At 72.4% G+C, this 15,052-nt stretch carries 9 protein-coding genes; 1 reads left to right on the forward strand and 8 read right to left on the reverse strand.

The features are described from left to right. From ABZ854_RS19020 to ABZ854_RS19055, 8 genes are all read right to left on the reverse strand, one after another. A partial coding sequence (locus ABZ854_RS19020) for a flavodoxin-dependent (E)-4-hydroxy-3-methylbut-2-enyl-diphosphate synthase (RefSeq protein WP_361211917.1) occupies positions 1-335 on the reverse strand: 335 nt, incomplete at its 3' end. A gap of 195 nt (positions 336-530) precedes the next feature. After that, the gene (locus tag ABZ854_RS19025) at positions 531-1,835 is read right to left on the reverse strand and encodes a site-2 protease family protein (protein ID WP_361211920.1); all 1,305 of its coding nucleotides are present in this window, start codon (positions 1,833-1,835) and stop codon (positions 531-533) included. Continuing rightward, the gene (dxr, locus tag ABZ854_RS19030) at positions 1,832-3,091 is read right to left on the reverse strand and encodes a 1-deoxy-D-xylulose-5-phosphate reductoisomerase (RefSeq protein ID WP_361211923.1); all 1,260 of its coding nucleotides are present in this window, start codon (positions 3,089-3,091) and stop codon (positions 1,832-1,834) included. The genes ABZ854_RS19025 and dxr overlap by 4 nt, the downstream gene beginning before the upstream one ends. Positions 3,092-3,201: 110 nt before the next feature. Beyond that, complete coding sequence (locus ABZ854_RS19035; RefSeq protein ID WP_361211926.1) at positions 3,202-5,139, reverse strand: acyl-CoA dehydrogenase family protein; 1,938 nt, start codon at positions 5,137-5,139, stop codon at positions 3,202-3,204. A gap of 317 nt (positions 5,140-5,456) precedes the next feature. After that, positions 5,457-6,827, reverse strand: a complete 1,371-nt coding sequence (locus ABZ854_RS19040; RefSeq protein ID WP_361211929.1) for a S53 family peptidase — start codon at positions 6,825-6,827, stop codon at positions 5,457-5,459. Between the two features lie 245 nt (positions 6,828-7,072). Beyond that, positions 7,073-8,521: an aldehyde dehydrogenase family protein gene (locus tag ABZ854_RS19045; protein ID WP_361211932.1), complete on the reverse strand. Its 1,449-nt coding sequence runs from the start codon at positions 8,519-8,521 to the stop codon at positions 7,073-7,075. A gap of 352 nt (positions 8,522-8,873) precedes the next feature. Next, on the reverse strand, positions 8,874-10,454 hold the full coding sequence (locus ABZ854_RS19050) for a PucR family transcriptional regulator (RefSeq protein WP_361211935.1): 1,581 nt from the start codon (positions 10,452-10,454) through the stop codon (positions 8,874-8,876). A gap of 164 nt (positions 10,455-10,618) precedes the next feature. Further along, a complete protein-coding gene (locus tag ABZ854_RS19055) occupies positions 10,619-12,787 on the reverse strand; it encodes an ATP-binding protein (protein WP_361211937.1) in 2,169 nt (722 codons plus the stop codon). 250 nt (positions 12,788-13,037) lie between these two features. Between ABZ854_RS19055 and gabT the strand changes: the two genes are divergently transcribed. Beyond that, entirely contained in the window at positions 13,038-14,372 is a 1,335-nt protein-coding gene (gabT, locus tag ABZ854_RS19060) for a 4-aminobutyrate--2-oxoglutarate transaminase (protein WP_361211940.1), read from the forward strand. Positions 14,373-15,052 lie beyond the last annotated feature (680 nt).

Raw genomic sequence — 15,052 nt, forward strand, 5'->3', positions numbered from 1 at the left:
GCGCAGCCGGCCTCGATCGCCGCGAACACGTACTTCGGCTGGAAATGGATGTCCGCGATCACCGGGATCTGCGACTTGCGGGCGATCGTCGCCAGCACGTCCGCGTCGTCCTGCGTCGGACACGCCACCCGCACGATCTGGCAGCCCGACGCCGTCAGCTCCGCGATCTGCTGCAACGTCGCACCCACGTCCGACGTCCGCGTCGTCGTCATCGACTGCACCGACACCGGCGCGTCCCCGCCGACCGCCACGGATCCGACCTGGATCTGCCGGCTCTTGCGGCGCTCGGCGAGCTTGGTCGGAACGGACGGCATGCCGAGAGAAATCGCAGTCATCTGCTGTGCAACCCCAAGTCGTGGATCAAGGTCCGGTCCCGTGAACGGCGGGCTCCAGCCTCCGAGATTACGTCACCGCCCGGGCCGTCGGCACATTCCGCCCGGCAAACCCACCCAATGGATGGCGGCCCGGAACCAGCCGTTCCGAGCCGCCGAAAGAGGTGCTGCCGACAGGTGCCCGCCAGAGGGTGCCGGCTAAGAGATCTTGACCGGGTTGACGACGTCCGCCACGAGGACGAGGAGGGTGAAGCAGACGAAGATCCCCGCGACCACGTACGCCACCGGCATCAGCTTCGCCACGTCGAACGGGCCGGGGTCCGGGCGGCGCAGCACCCGGGCCAGGTTGCGGCGCAGCGACTCCCACAGGGCGCCGGCGATGTGGCCGCCGTCGAGCGGGAGGAGGGGGAGCATGTTGAAGAGGAACAGGGAGAGGTTGAAGCCGGCGAGGACGAAGACGAACATCGCGAGCTGCTGGGAGGCCGGGATGTTCAGGGTGGCGATCTCGCCGGTGACGCGGGCGGCGCCGACGATGCCCATCGGGGAGTCCGGCTCGCGCGGGCCGTCGCCGAAGGCCGCGTCCCACAGGGCCGGGATCTTGCCGGGCAGCGAGAGGAGGGAGTCGACGGCGTCACCGACGCGGTCGTCCATCCAGGTCACCGACTCGCCGAAGCTCTGCCGTTCGACGCCGGTCGCGGAGCTGAAGCCGAGGAAGCCGGCCTTGACGTACTTGCCCGGGACGTAGGTGCCGCTGGAGTCCTTCTCGGCGACCTGGTTCGTGGCGATCTTCGCGTGCAGGGTCTGCTCCTGGCCTCCCCGTTCGACGACGATCGCGACGTTCCTCCCGGCGCTGTCCCGGATGAGGTCCGACAGCTTGTCCCAGTTCTTGGTGGACTTGCCGTCGAAGGAGACGATTCGGTCGCCCGCCTTCAGTCCGGCGGCCTGGGCCGGGGAGGCCGGGTCGGACTTCTTGCAGGTGTCTCGGTTCTGGCTCTGAGCGATGACGCAGGGCGAGACCGAGGAGACCGTGGTCGTCTGCTGCTGGATGCCGAAGCCCATCAGCACGGTGAGGAACAGGCCGACGGCCAGGATGAGGTTCATGAAGGGGCCGGCGAACATGACGATGACGCGCTTCCACGGCTTGCGCGTGTAGAACATGCGCGTCTCGTCGCCCTCCTTCAGCTCCTCGAAGGCGGCCGAGCGGGCGTCCTCGATCATGCCGCGCCAGGGCGAGGTGGAGCGGGCGGAGACCCGGCCGGCGTCGTCGGGCGGGAACATGCCGATCATGCGGATGTAGCCGCCGAGCGGGACCGCCTTGATGCCGTACTCGGTGTCGCCCTTGGTGCGCGACCAGATGGTCGGGCCGAAGCCGACCATGTACTGCGGGACGCGGATGCCGAAGAGCTTGGCCGTGGACAGGTGCCCCAGCTCGTGCCACGCGATCGAGACGAGCAGGCCGACCGCGAAGACCACTATGCCGAGGATGAACATCAAGGTCGTCATGCACGCGCCTCCGCGGTCTCCGTCTGGCCGGTCAGTTCACGGGCCCGGGCCCGCGCCCAGGTCTCCGCTTCGAGGACGTCCGACACGGTGAGTGAAGTTCCCGCGACGGGGGTGCCGTGTTCCTCCACCACCCGGGTGACGGTCTCCATGATGCCGTTGAAGGGCAGGGCGCCGCTGCGGAAAGCCTCGACGCACTCCTCGTTGGCGGCATTGAACACCGCCGGGGCGGTGCCCGCGAGCCGCCCCACGTGCCGGGCGAGGTTCACCGAGGGGAACGCCTCGTCGTCCAGCGGGAAGAACTCCCACGTGGCGGCCTTGCTCCAGTCGAAGGCCGGCGCGGCGTCCGGGACGCGCTCGGGCCAGCCCAGGCCGACGGCGATGGGCCCGCGCATGTCGGGCGGCGTCGCCTGGGCGATCGTGGATCCGTCGGTGAACTCGACCATCGAATGAACATACGACTGCGGGTGCACGACCACCTCAATGCGGTCGAAGGGAATGTCGTAGAGGAGGTGTGCCTCGATGACTTCCAGTCCCTTGTTGACCAGGGTCGCGGAGTTGATGGTGATCACCGGGCCCATCGCCCAGGTGGGGTGGGCGAGGGCGTCCTCGACGGTGACGTCTCCCAGCTCGGCCTTGGTACGGCCGCGGAAGGGGCCGCCGGAGGCGGTGACGACGAGCTTGCGGACGTCCGCGCGGGTACCGGCGGCGAGGGCCTGGAACAGCGCGGCGTGCTCGGAGTCGACCGGGATGATCTGACCGGGCTTGGCGAGCGCCTTCACCAGGGGACCGCCGACGATGAGCGACTCCTTGTTGGCGAGCGCGAGGGTGCGGCCCGCCTCCAGGGCGGCGAGGGTGGGCGCGAGGCCGATGGAGCCGGTGATGCCGTTGAGCACGGTGTGGCAGTCGGAGCCCGCCAGCAGGGTGGCCGCGTCGGGTCCGGCGAGGATCTCCGGGAGCGGCTCTGCGCCGTAGTGGGCGGTGAGCGCCTCGCGCAGGGCCGGTACGACGTCCTCGCGGGCCACGGCGACGGTCCGCACCTTGAGGGTGTGGGCCTGCTCGGCGAGGAGGGCGACGCGTCCGCCGTTGGCGGAGAGCGCGGTGACCCGGAACCGGTCCGGGTGGCGCCGTACGAGGTCGATGGCCTGGGTGCCGATGGACCCGGTGGAGCCGAGGATCACCACGTCCCTGGGGCCGTCGCCGGCGCCGGGATCGAAGACGAGGTGCGGGTCCGCGAGTGGGGCTGGGCTGTCGCTCATCCCCCCATTGTGGCCGCTGCCGGCGCCCGCGCGGGCAGCGCGTCCCCCGAGCGGGCGCGTCGGCGGCTTTCACGGCCTGATGTGAGGAATGTCCGGACGTGCGTACGGCGTCAGCCGGCGAACGGCCGCCGTACGTTCTCCCGCTCGCTCGGGCCCGGGGTGGCGTCGGCGATCCACGCGCCGTCCGTCGAGGGGTCGATGATCCCTTCCTCCAGCCACTCGTAGGCACCGCCGAGGACGCCCTTGACCACCGTGCGGTCCAGGTCGTCGGTGTTGGTCCACAGCCGGTTGAAGAGTTCCTCGACGCGGATGCGGGCCTGGCGGCAGAAGGCGTCGGCGAGTTGGTAGGCCTCGCGGCCGTGGTCGCCCTCGGCGCGCAGCCGTTCGGCGCGTACGCAGGCGGCGCTCATCGCGAACAGTTCGGCGCCGATGTCGACGATCCGGCCGAGGAAGCCCTGCTTGGTCTCCATCCGGCCCTGCCAGCGGGACATGGCGTAGAAGGTGGACCGGGCGAGTTTGCGGGCGTGCCGCTCGACGTAGCGGAGGTGGCCGGAGAGGTCGACCTCGCGTTTGAACTCGCCGTAGGCCGTGGGGAGCTGGCCTGGTCCGGCGACGAGTTTCGGCAGCCACTTGGCGTAGAAGACGCCGGCTCCGGCACCCGCCTTCGCCTTGTCGGACAGGGACTTGTCGGGGTCGATGAGGTCGCCGGCGACGGAGAGGTGGGCGTCGACGGCCTCGCGGGCGATGAGCAGGTGCATGATCTCGGTGGAGCCCTCGAAGATCCGGTTGATGCGCAGGTCGCGCAGGATCTGTTCGGCGGGCACCCCGCGTTCGCCGCGCGCGCGGAGCGACTCGGCGGTCTCGTAGCCGCGGCCGCCGCGGATCTGGACGAGTTCGTCGGCCATCAGCCAGGCCATCTCGGAGCCGTACAGCTTGGCCAGGGCGGCCTCGATGCGGATGTCGTTGCGGTCCTCGTCGGCCATCTGGGACGACAGGTCGAGGACGGCCTCCAGGGCGAAGGTGGTCGCGGCGATGAAGGAGATCTTGGCGCCGACGGCCTCGTGCAGCGCGACCGGCTTGCCCCACTGCTCGCGTTCGGCGGCCCACTGGCGGGCGATCTTCAGGCACCACTTGCCGGCGCCCGCGCACATCGCGGGCAGGGAGAGGCGTCCGGTGTTCAGGGTGGTGAGGGCGATCTTCAGGCCGGCACCCTCGGGGCCGATGCGGTTCGCGGCGGGGACCCGCACCTGGTGGAAGCGGGTGACGCCGTTCTCGATGCCGCGCAGGCCCATGAAGGCGTTGCGGTTCTCGACGGTGATGCCCTCGGACGTGGCCTCGACGACGAAGGCGGTGATGCCGCCCTTGTGCCCCTCGGACTTCGGCACGCGCGCCATGACGACGAGCAGGTCGGCGACCACCCCGTTGGTGGTCCACAGTTTCACCCCGTCGAGGACGTAGTCGTCGCCCTCCGGTACGGCCGTGGTGGCGAGGCGGGCCGGGTCGGAGCCGACGTCCGGCTCGGTGAGCAGGAAGGCGGAGATGTCGGTGCGGGCGCAGCGGGGCAGGAAGGCGTCCTTCTGCTCCTGGGTGCCGAACATCTTGAGCGGCTGGGGCACACCGATGGACTGGTGTGCGGAGAGCAGCGCGCCGACGGCGGGGCTGACGGAGCCGACGAGGGCGAGGGCCTTGTTGTAGTAGAGCTGGGTGAGGCCGAGACCGCCGTACTTGGGGTCGATCTTCATGCCGAGGGCGCCGAGGTCCTTCAGGCCCGCGACGACCTCGTCGGGGATGCGGGCCTCGCGCTCGATGCGGGCGGGGTCGACCGTGCTCTCGCAGAAGTCGCGCAGCCGTGCGAGGAACTCCTCGCCGCGCCGTACGGCCTCGTCGTCCGGGAGGGGGTGGGGGTGGATGAGGTCGAGCCGGAAGCGTCCGAGGAACAGTTCCTTGGCGAAGCTGGGCTTGCGCCAGTCCTGTTCCCGGGCGGCCTCCGCCACCTGGCGTGCCTCGCGTTCGGTGACGGTGGTGCGTTGGGTGGTGGGGGCGGACATGAGGCTCACCTCGCCGCGAAGAGGGACGATGGGTACCGGTCGCTACCGACCGGTTGCTACTGGATCGTTGGTACCCGAATCGGCGGGGCCTCACCACCCCTCGCGCGTCCGATCGGCCGATTAGGGCCTGTCCGGCGGATCAGGTCGCAGGAAATCGGCGGGACCTACTCAGCACCGGCGAGCCCCGCGTCTGCGGCATGATCCGCCGGACAGGCCCTGGGTCCCTCGGGACCGCGAGGGACCCGGCACCGGAAAGCCGCGGTGCCGGGTCCCTCGTGTGACGCTGGGTGTGGCGCTGTCAGGCCGTGGCCCGGGTGTCAGCCGTGGCGGGCGGCCTTCGCCAGGGCCGGGACGAAGCGGAGGGCGTCGAGCGTGCCGACGCCGGTCGCCATGTCGTAGCCGTTGACGGCCTTGTAGCCCTTGACGCCCTCATAGCTGTTGTCCGTGCCGTCGTTGACGTCGACGATGCCCCGGTCCTTGTGCTTGAGGAGCTTGTAGAGGGCCTCGTGGATGTCGCCCACGCGGTGGCCGGCGGCCTGGTCGGCGAGCGCGATGATGCCCGAGAAGAGCGGGGCGGCCTCGCTGGTGCCGCCGGAGACGTCCCAGCCGACGGAGGTCGGGTCGTAGCTGGAGTACACCCAGGCGCCGCCGTTGACCGCGGCGGCCATGGAGATGTCCGGGGTGCCTCGGCGGCTGCCCACGGTCTTCTTCACGCCGTTCTGGTACGAGGGGCGGGTGAAGACGTGGGACTGGCCGCCGCCGCCCGCGCCGTAGTCGTTGTAGACGCTGTCCGGCTTGACGCGCTCGCCCTTGTCGTTCAGGTGGAGCTGGGTGCCGCCGATGGAGGTGACCAGCGGGTCGGAGGAGGGCCAGGAGTTGACGCGCTTCTTGTAGTAGCCCTTGCCGTCCGCGGTGCTGTCCGTGGCGCCGCCGTCACCGGAGGAGGCGAGCACGGTCACGTGCTTGCGCCGGGCGTCCTCGAAGGCGTACCGCAGCTTCTTGATGCTGGTGAAGTCGCCCCGGGCGAAACCGGGGAAGGTGTTCTCGGTGGCGCCGAAGCTCTGGCTGATGACGTCGCCGACGCCGTGGTCGATCAGGTGCTTCTCGGCGGACATCATCTCGGGCAGGCCTGTGGTGCCCTCGGTCTCCGCGACCGCGGTCTCCACCAGGACGATCTTCGCGCCCGGCGCGACGGCGTGCGCCATCTCGACGTCGAGGCTGGTCTCGCCGGCCCAGCCGGTCATGTCCGAGTTCTTGGGGTCGAACTTGGGCACATGGCCCCACTTGACGACCTTGACCTTGGTGCGGGGCAGCCCGAACTGCTTGCTGTAGACGTCCAGGTCGTGCTGGACGGTCGGGGACCCGAAGGAGTCGACGATGACGATCGTCCGGCCCTTGCCGGTGATGCCCTTCTTGTACAGCGGGTTCAGGTGGTAGGCGGTGCGGTACTGCAGCGGGTTGTAGCAGTTGATGTGCCACTTGGACTGGCACTGGCCGATGGGCAGCGGGCTGGTCGCGCCCCGGACCAGGGCGTGCCCCGCGACGGCCGGGGCCGCGAAGGTGTGCGGCACGGCGGAGGGCGCGGCGCTGGTGGCGCCGGCCTGGGAGGTGACCGCCAGTGCGGCGGCGACGAGCGCGACGGTGGCGGCGGACGCCGCGACGCCGCGCCCGGGACGGGCTATCTGCATGTGTTCCCCTGAGTGATACCGGGACGTCCTCATCCGGACGTGGTGGTCAGGCGCATCACATCGGGTGAGTCATGGACAGGACAAGACCCGGAGTAGGGATCTTGAACCGCCGATGCCGAATCCTTTACCGGGGAACAGGAAAGCGACGGGAAAAGCGGGCGGGGACAGGCGTGCGAACGGCGGACGGCCGCAGCCCCCGCACAGTGGGCTGCGGCCGTCCGGTTCTCCGACCTGTCCGTGGCAGGTCAGAGCGCGAGACCGGTGAGGACCAGCACGCGCTCGTATGTGTAGTCGTCCATCGCGAACTTCACGCCCTCGCGGCCCACGCCGGACTGCTTGGCGCCGCCGTACGGCATCTGGTCGGCGCGGTAGGACGGGACGTCACCGACGACTACGCCGCCGACCTCCAGGGCGCGGTGGGCGCGGAAGGCCGACTGCACGTCGTGGGTGAACACGCCCGCCTGCAGGCCGTACTTGGAGTCGTTGACCGCGGCGAACGCCTCGGCCTCTCCGGTCACCTTCTGCACGGAGAGGACGGGTCCGAAGACCTCCTCGCAGGACAGGGTCGTGTCCGCCGGTACGCCGGTCAGGACGGTCGGCGCGTAGGCGGCGCCGTCGCGCTTGCCCCCGGTGAGCAGCTCGGCGCCCGCGGCGACGGCCTCGTCCACCCAGGACTCCACCCGCTTCGCGGCGTCCTCGCTGACCAGCGGGCCGACGTCGGTCGCGTCGTCGGCGGGGTCACCGGTGCCCTGGGCCTCGACGGCGGCGACGATGCGCGGCAGCAGGCGGTCGTACACCGAGGCGTCGGCGATGACCCGCTGCACGGAGATGCAGGACTGGCCGCCCTGGTAGTTGGAGAAGGTCGCGATGCGCTGAGCGGCCCAGTCCAGGTCGGCGTCGCTCGCGTAGTCGGCGAGGACGACGGCCGCGCCGTTGCCGCCCAGCTCCAGGGTGCAGTGCTTGCGCGGCACCGAGTCCATGATCGCGTAGCCGACCTTCTCGGAGCCGGTGAAGGAGATGACCGGCAGGCGCTCGTCCTGGACCAGGGCGGGCATCTTGTCGTTGGTCACCGGCAGGATCGACCACGAGCCGGCCGGCAGGCCCTCGGTCTCGGCGAGCAGATCGCCGAGGATCAGGCCGGACAGCGGGGTGGCCGGGGCCGGCTTGAGGATGATCGGCACGCCGGCCGCGATCGCGGGGGCGATCTTGTGGGCGCACAGGTTCAGCGGGAAGTTGAAGGGCGCGATGCCGAGGACGACGCCCTTGGGGAAGCGGCGGGTGAGGGCGAGCCGGCCCTGGCCGCCGGCGTCGGTGTCGAGCCGCTGGGCCTCGCCGCCGTTGAACCGGCGGGCCTCCTCGGCGGCGAACCGGAACACGGAGACCGCGCGGCCGACCTCGCCACGGGCCCACTTGATCGGCTTGCCGTTCTCGGCGGAGATCAGCTGGGCCAGTTCCTCGGCGCGCTCGGCGATGCGCTTGCTGACGTGGTCGAGGGCGGCGGCGCGCACGTGGGCCGGGGTGGCGGCGAAGTCCTCGCGGACGGCGTGGGCGGCGGCGACAGCCTCTTCGACCTGGGCGTCGGTCGGGACGCTGACCGTGCCGACGAGGCGGCCGTCCCACGGGGAGGTGACGTCGAAGGTGGCCTCGCCGGTGGCCTGGCGGCCGGCGAGCCAGAAGGCGTGGGTGGAAGTCATTGTCGAGTCCCGGCCCTTCCGCGTGAGAGGTGTGCGATCGGTTCGTGGTCCACGGTAGGGGTGGGGGGCGGCGGGGTCGCTTGTCCGGGGTGTACGGGTACGGGGGGTGGATACGCCGGTTTGGCGGGGTGGGGTGACCTGCGGTCGGCCTTCGGGCGGCGGGCGCCGTTGCCGGGTGCGGGCACGCTGGGGCTGATCGCGCAGTTCCCCGCGCCCCTGGCGGGGCTGCGGCCCGGTCGGTCATGCGGCGACCGGAACTGCGACTCCCCAGGGGCGCGGGGAACTGCGCGACCGGCCACGACGGACCCGCGCCGGCCAGCGGTCCTCAGCCCCCGCCGACGGCGTCTCGCCCTCAGTCGCCGGGCGGGCTGGAGGACGTCGCCTTCAGGGCCAGCCAGAGTTCCATTCGGGCGTCGGGGTCGTCCAGGGAGCGGCCGAGGATCTCCTCGACGCGGCGCATGCGGTAGCGGAGGGTGTGGCGGTGGACGCCGAGGTCGGCGGCGGCCGCGTCCCACTGGCCGTGGCGGGAGAGCCAGGCGCGGAGGGAGGCGACCAGGTCGCCGCGGCCGGTGGCGTCGTGCTCGTGGAGGGCGCGCAGCAGGCCGTCGGCGAAGGCCCGTACCGCGTCGTCGGCCAGCAGTGGCAGTACCGAACCGGCCGCGACCTGCTCGTGCTCGACCAGGACCCGGCCGCGCCGCCGGGCCACGGACAGCGCCTGCTCGGCCTGCTTGTAGGCGGCGGCAGCGGCGACGGTGCCGACGGGAGCCGACAGACCGACGACCAGTTCGTCCTCGTCGCCCGCCGGTTCGGGCACGGCCCGCGCCGACTCCAGCGCGGCGGCGTGCACGGAGCAGGCGGCCACGGCCGCACCGCCGTCGGCCGCGAGCACCACCAGCCGCTCCCCCTCCGGGACGACGAGGACGGCCTCGCCGGAGCGGGCGGCCGCCGACTCGACCGCTTCGGTGAGGGCCCCGAGGGGGTCCCCGCCCGCCGGCTGTTCGGCGACGATCATCCGGAACGGGGCGTCGAGCAGCCCGCCGTACAGGTCGCCGGCGACGGCCCGGGCGTGGTCGGGCTGTCCGGCGAGCAGCATGCGCAGCACCGCCGCCCCGATCCGCTGCTCGGCCGCGTGCAGCGAGCGGGAGCGTTCGGTGGTGAGGGTGAGCAGGGCGATGGCGGAGTGCACGGCGTAGCGCTCGGCGGTGCCGAGGGTGGCGGCCGTACCGACGGCGAGGGCCGCGCGCGGCCGGCGGCCGGTGCCGAGGGAGTGCAGTTCGATCCGGTCCTCGTGTTCGGGCCCGCCGACCACCGAGGAGGCGGGTGCCGGGCGGTCCCGGAGCCGTTCCACCTCCGGTGTCAGCCGCGCCGCCCTGCGGCCCGCCCATTCGGGCGCGGTGGCGACGACGGCGCCGGACGCGTCGTAGAGGGCCGCCCACCCGTCGACCTGGCCGGCGAGCGCGGCGAGGCAACCCTCGGGGCCGGCGGTGAGGGCCTGCTTGGTCAGTTCGCGCTGCGCGGCGAAGCCCGCCGTGACCGCCCGGTACTGGTCGGCGGCGATGGCGGCGGACACCGCCTTGCTGATCGCGAGGAACGGGGTGCGCCGGGGCACCTCCAGCAGCGGCAGCCCCTCCTCGGCGGCGGCGTCGACGAGTGCGGCGGGGATGTCGTCGTAGTTGACGCCTATCGCGAAGCCGAGCCCGACCACACCGGCCCCGGCCAGCCGCTTCACGTAGCGGCGCATCGCCACCGGGTCCTCCGCGTCCAGCTTGAGGGCGGTGATCAGCAGCAGCTCCCCGCCCTCCATGTAGGGGACGGGGTCGGCCAGCTCGCTGACGTGGGCCCAGCGGACGGGCACGTCGAGGCGGTCCTCCCCCGCGCGCACGGTCAGCTTGAGCGCGGTGTGGTGGACGAGCGAGGCGAGCGTCGGGGGCATGGGGCCTTCAAGGAGTTTCGGAGAACGACGTTCCGGATTTTGGCCGTCGCGTATGAACAGCCTAGGCCGATTCTGCCGCACCGTACGATCCGTCGATCCCCGCAGCCCGCGCCAGACCCGGACGCCGCGGTCCGGCGTCCGCCACTCCCCGCCGGCAACGGATCTCAGCCCCGCAGGTCCACCAGCACCGGGGGCGCGTGCTCGCCGCGCACGGTCGTCAGGGACAGCACCGCGTGGCCCGGCGGCACCCCGTGCGCCAGCTCGGAGGCGGACCAGCGTTCGCGTTCGACCTGCCGGACGGTGACGGCGCGGGCGGTCGGCGCCTGGCCGGTGATGACCCGGCGCAGCATGTGCACGGCCTTGCCTGCCGGGGTCTCGGCGATGATCTGCCGGTCGGTGACGTCGCGGGTCTCGGTCCACTCCTTGCCCCAGACCTCGGCGAAGTCCTGCCCGTCCCAGGGGGTGAGCCCCGACAGGGCCATCCGGCAGCCGGTCGCGCCGAGCAGCGGCCCGCGCAGCGGCCGGGGTACGTCGTCCAGGGTGCGCAGGGTGAGCACGGCGCCGGCGCCGGCGGACCGCAGCCGCTGGATGCCGCGCACGGCCTCCGGGGTGACGGCGCCGGTGGCGTCGTCGAGCAGCAGGCAGGCGAACAGGGACCGGTCCTCGCGGGCCGCGACGCTCGCCGTGAACTGGGCGAGGACGAGGCGGGCGAGGATCCGGGAGGCGTCGGCGTGGCCGCGCTGCGGCAGGTCGATGCGGACGCGGACCGGGTGGTCGAGCGCCTTCAGGGAGAACGGCCGCGACTGTCCCGAGGTGTCGAAGAAGGAGGCGAAGGCGGGCCGGTCGAGCAGGGCGATCCGGTCGGCGAGGACCGTGCCGACGTCCCCGGGGTGGGCCATCTGCCGTTCGCGTGCGTCGAGTTCGCGCAGCAGCGACTCCTGCCCGGTGTCGGTGAGCGCCTTGCGCAGGGCGGCCAGCGGGCCGGGGGTGCCGTCGAGGAGCTGGCGCAGTTCGGGGACGGACGGGAAGCGGTCGTGGACGGCGCGGAACGGTCCGAGGAGCTGGGCGAGGACGGTGGTGGAGCGGCGGCTGTCGCCGCCGGGGTGCGGGTCGGTGAGGTCGCCGACGAGGGCCTCGGCGAGTATGGCGGCGGCCTCGTCGGGGTCGGTGGTGCCGCCGTAGAGGTCGAGGTCGTAGACGGACTCGGGATGCCCGATGCGGACGACGACGTCGAAGGACTCGGCCGGGCCGAGCCCCGCGCCGGCGGCGCCGACCACGACGACGGCGGCGCGCCCGGCGAGGGCGTGCAGGCACAGCGACTCGGCGAGCGGCCGGACCAGGGTGCCGGTCTTGCCGGAGCCGGCCGGGCCGACGGCGACCAGGGACGTGCCGAGCAGGTCGGGGTCGAGGGCGAGTCCGGCACCGCGGTAGCCGTAGGGGTTGCGGGGGTCGTCGGCGGCGGTGCCGAGCCGTACCTGGCCGGTGAGCAGGTCGTGCCGGGCGTGCCGGGCGGGCAGGTCGCGATCGCCGGAGGGGTGGGCGCAGGCGGCGGCGCCGTCGGTGAGTACGGCACTTGTGAAGGCCGAGAGGCTGTGCCGGCCGGACCGTACGCCCTGCCAGGCGCGGCTGATCCGGGCGTGGTCGACGTCCCGGAGGAGGCCGGCCCTGGCCTCGGTGGCGAGCCGTTCGGCGGCCTCCGGGGCGCCGGCCCGGCGCAGCTGCGGCCACTCGGCGGGGTCCTGCTCGGGGGCGGGCGGGGGGATGTTTTCGGGCTGCCCTTGGGTCCAGGCGGGCGGGCCGTAGCGGCGCCAGACCTCGCCCCAGCGGCCGAGGCGGCCGACGACCAGCATGATGGCGAGGGCGATGACCGTGTAGTAGCCGTACCAGAGGATCGCGTTGCCGACGCGGTCGTTGCTCTGCCGCCAGGAGTCCGGCGTGAACAGTTCCAGGGGCAGCACCCACCAGCCGCCGAGGTAGCCGTTCCACAGCAGGGACCAGACCAGCCAGCCCACCAGGAACGCGATCAGCGCGCCGCTGAGCAGTTGCCGGGCCGGGATCCGCTCGGGTTCCTCGGCGGGGCGGGGCCGGTGCCCGAACCGCCAGACGCCGGGCGCCGCCTCCGGGCGCGGGGCGCGCAGCCAGGTCAGGTACGCCGACCCGTCGGGCCTCGGCGGGGCGCCGGGCGGGGCCGCGGGCATGGGCGGTACGGCGGAACTCCGGGCGGGCGGCCCGGAGCCGGCCGCGGGCGGCGTGGAGCCCTCCGCCGGTGCCGCAGGGCGTGGCACCGGATGCGCGTGCGTGCCGCGCGGGTCCCGGGTCCCGTCGCTGTCCATCTGCTGTGCCCCCTGACCTGCCGTTCCGTCCACCGTCAGCGAGCCAATCTAACGCCCCGACAGGGCGAGTTCACCGCTTACGCGGCCGAGAGGTCGGGCCGACCGGGCGTACCTCCCCTCGGGCTGCTATGTCCACCACGGACAACGGGCCCCGCCGACAACGCCCACATGGAGCATGCCCACTGTCCGGTCGTGGTCCTAGCCTGCGAGAAAAGAACGAAAGTGTCCCGCAATACCCCAGGAGCCCCGCATGACCGCACTTCCGCAGGAGCGCCGCGTCGTCACCGCCATCCCCGGCCCGAAGTCGCAGGAGCTGCAGGCCCGCCGTACCGCCGCGGTCGCGCAGGGCGTGGGCTCCGTGCTGCCCGTGTTCACCACGCGCGCGGGCGGCGGGATCATCGAGGACGTCGACGGCAACCGCCTGATCGACTTCGGCTCCGGCATCGCCGTGACCAGCGTCGGCGCGTCCGCCGAGGCCGTCGTCCGCCGCGCGAGCGCCCAGCTCGCCGACTTCACCCACACCTGCTTCATGGTCACCCCGTACGAGGGCTACGTGGAGGTCGCCGAGGCGCTCGCCGAGCTGACCCCGGGCGACCACGCGAAGAAGTCGGCGCTGTTCAACAGCGGCGCGGAGGCCGTCGAGAACGCCGTCAAGATCGCCCGCGCCTACACCAAGCGCCAGGCGGTCGTCGTGTTCGACCACGGCTACCACGGCCGTACGAACCTCACGATGGCCCTGACCGCGAAGAACATGCCGTACAAGCACGGCTTCGGTCCGTTCGCGCCCGAGGTGTACCGCGTCCCGGTGGCCTACGGCTACCGCTGGCCGACCGGCCCGGATAACGCGGGCCCGGAGGCCGCCAAGCAGGCCATCGACCAGATCACCAAGCAGGTCGGCCCGGAGAACGTGGCCGCGATCATCATCGAGCCGGTGCTCGGTGAGGGCGGCTTCATCGAGCCGGCCAAGGGCTTCCTGCCGGAGATCGTGAAGTTCGCGGGCGACAACGGCATCGTGTTCGTCGCCGACGAGATCCAGTCCGGTTTCTGCCGCACCGGCCAGTGGTTCGCGTGCGAGGACGAGGGCATCGTCCCGGACCTGATCACGACGGCCAAGGGCATCGCCGGCGGTCTGCCGCTGGCCGCCGTGACCGGCCGTGCCGAGATCATGGACGCCGCGCACGCGGGCGGCCTGGGCGGCACCTACGGCGGCAACCCGGTGGCCTGCGCCGGTGCGCTGGGCGCCATCGAGACCATGAAGGAGCTGGACCTCAACGCCAAGGCGAAGAACATCGAGGCGGTCATGAAGTCCCGCCTCGCCGCCATGGCCGAGAAGTTCGACGTGATCGGTGACGTCCGCGGCCGCGGCGCCATGATCGCGATCGAACTGGTCAAGGACCGCGCCACCAAGGAGCCGAACCCGGAGGCGACCGCCGCGCTGGCCAAGGCCTGCCACGCCGAGGGCCTGCTGGTCCTGACCTGTGGCACCTACGGCAACGTGCTGCGTTTCCTGCCCCCGCTGGTCATCGGTGAGGACCTGCTGAACGAGGGCCTCGACATCATCGAGCAGGCGTTCGCGCGCATCTGAGCACCCCGGGCGTGCTGCGAAACTCCCGTCTGCCGCGCGCCCGCCCTCCGGGCGAACGACGGGAGTTTCGCAACACGCCCTCCGCACCGCTGAGGGACGCTGCGGCAGGCCGTGTGAAGAAGGTGTGCGAGGTGGATGGCGGGACGCGATTCCGTCTGCCCAAGCGCCACCGGCTGCCGTAGGTTCTTCATCGTTGAGAGATACACCCCGCCCGCAGGGGACTGCGGGCGGCATCGGGCCGGGGCCTCCCCAGCTTCGACCTGGTCGTGCCCTCGCGCACACAACCGGGGCCTGACGGCTCCGGGATCTCCTCACCGATCGGACGGTCGCCGCCCCAAACCCCCCGGGGCGCGCGACGTTCCGATCCGGACGGCCGCCCCGGAACCACCCCCCCTGTTCCGGGGCGGCCGACCTCCTTCCTCTCCCGGCCGGCCGTACGGCCTCCTTCTCCGCCGGACCTGCGAAGCTGGGCGGGTGCCGACCTCAGCCCGCCGCTCCTACGCCGTCTTCCTCGCCCTCCAGGGCGTCCCGGCGCTCCTCTTCGCCCTGATCACCTGGCAGGTCCTCGCGCACGGCCCGCTGCTGCGCGAGGACGCGCGGCTGAGCCGGGTCCTGGTCCGCCCGGACGGCTTCTCGGAGATCCTCGCCGACCTCGGCGACGTGCAGGTCGCGGTGCCGGT

Origin of the sequence: Streptomyces sp. NPDC047028 (assembly GCF_040644095.1) — a bacterium.
Classification (GTDB): domain Bacteria; phylum Actinomycetota; class Actinomycetes; order Streptomycetales; family Streptomycetaceae; genus Streptomyces.

What these genes read in the sequence shown, in the direction of transcription:
- ABZ854_RS19025 (WP_361211920.1), bottom strand. Translation starts at nt 1,835, where the DNA reads ATGACGACCTTGATGTTCATCCTCGGCATAGTGGTCTTCGCGGTCGGC.
- dxr (WP_361211923.1), bottom strand. Translation starts at nt 3,091, where the DNA reads ATGAGCGACAGCCCAGCCCCACTCGCGGACCCGCACCTCGTCTTCGAT.
- ABZ854_RS19035 (WP_361211926.1), bottom strand. Translation starts at nt 5,139, where the DNA reads ATGTCCGCCCCCACCACCCAACGCACCACCGTCACCGAACGCGAGGCA.
- ABZ854_RS19040 (WP_361211929.1), bottom strand. Translation starts at nt 6,827, where the DNA reads ATGCAGATAGCCCGTCCCGGGCGCGGCGTCGCGGCGTCCGCCGCCACC.
- ABZ854_RS19045 (WP_361211932.1), bottom strand. Translation starts at nt 8,521, where the DNA reads ATGACTTCCACCCACGCCTTCTGGCTCGCCGGCCGCCAGGCCACCGGC.
- ABZ854_RS19050 (WP_361211935.1), bottom strand. Translation starts at nt 10,454, where the DNA reads ATGCCCCCGACGCTCGCCTCGCTCGTCCACCACACCGCGCTCAAGCTG.
- ABZ854_RS19055 (WP_361211937.1), bottom strand. Translation starts at nt 12,787, where the DNA reads ATGGACAGCGACGGGACCCGGGACCCGCGCGGCACGCACGCGCATCCG.
- gabT (WP_361211940.1), top strand. Translation starts at nt 13,038, where the DNA reads ATGACCGCACTTCCGCAGGAGCGCCGCGTCGTCACCGCCATCCCCGGC.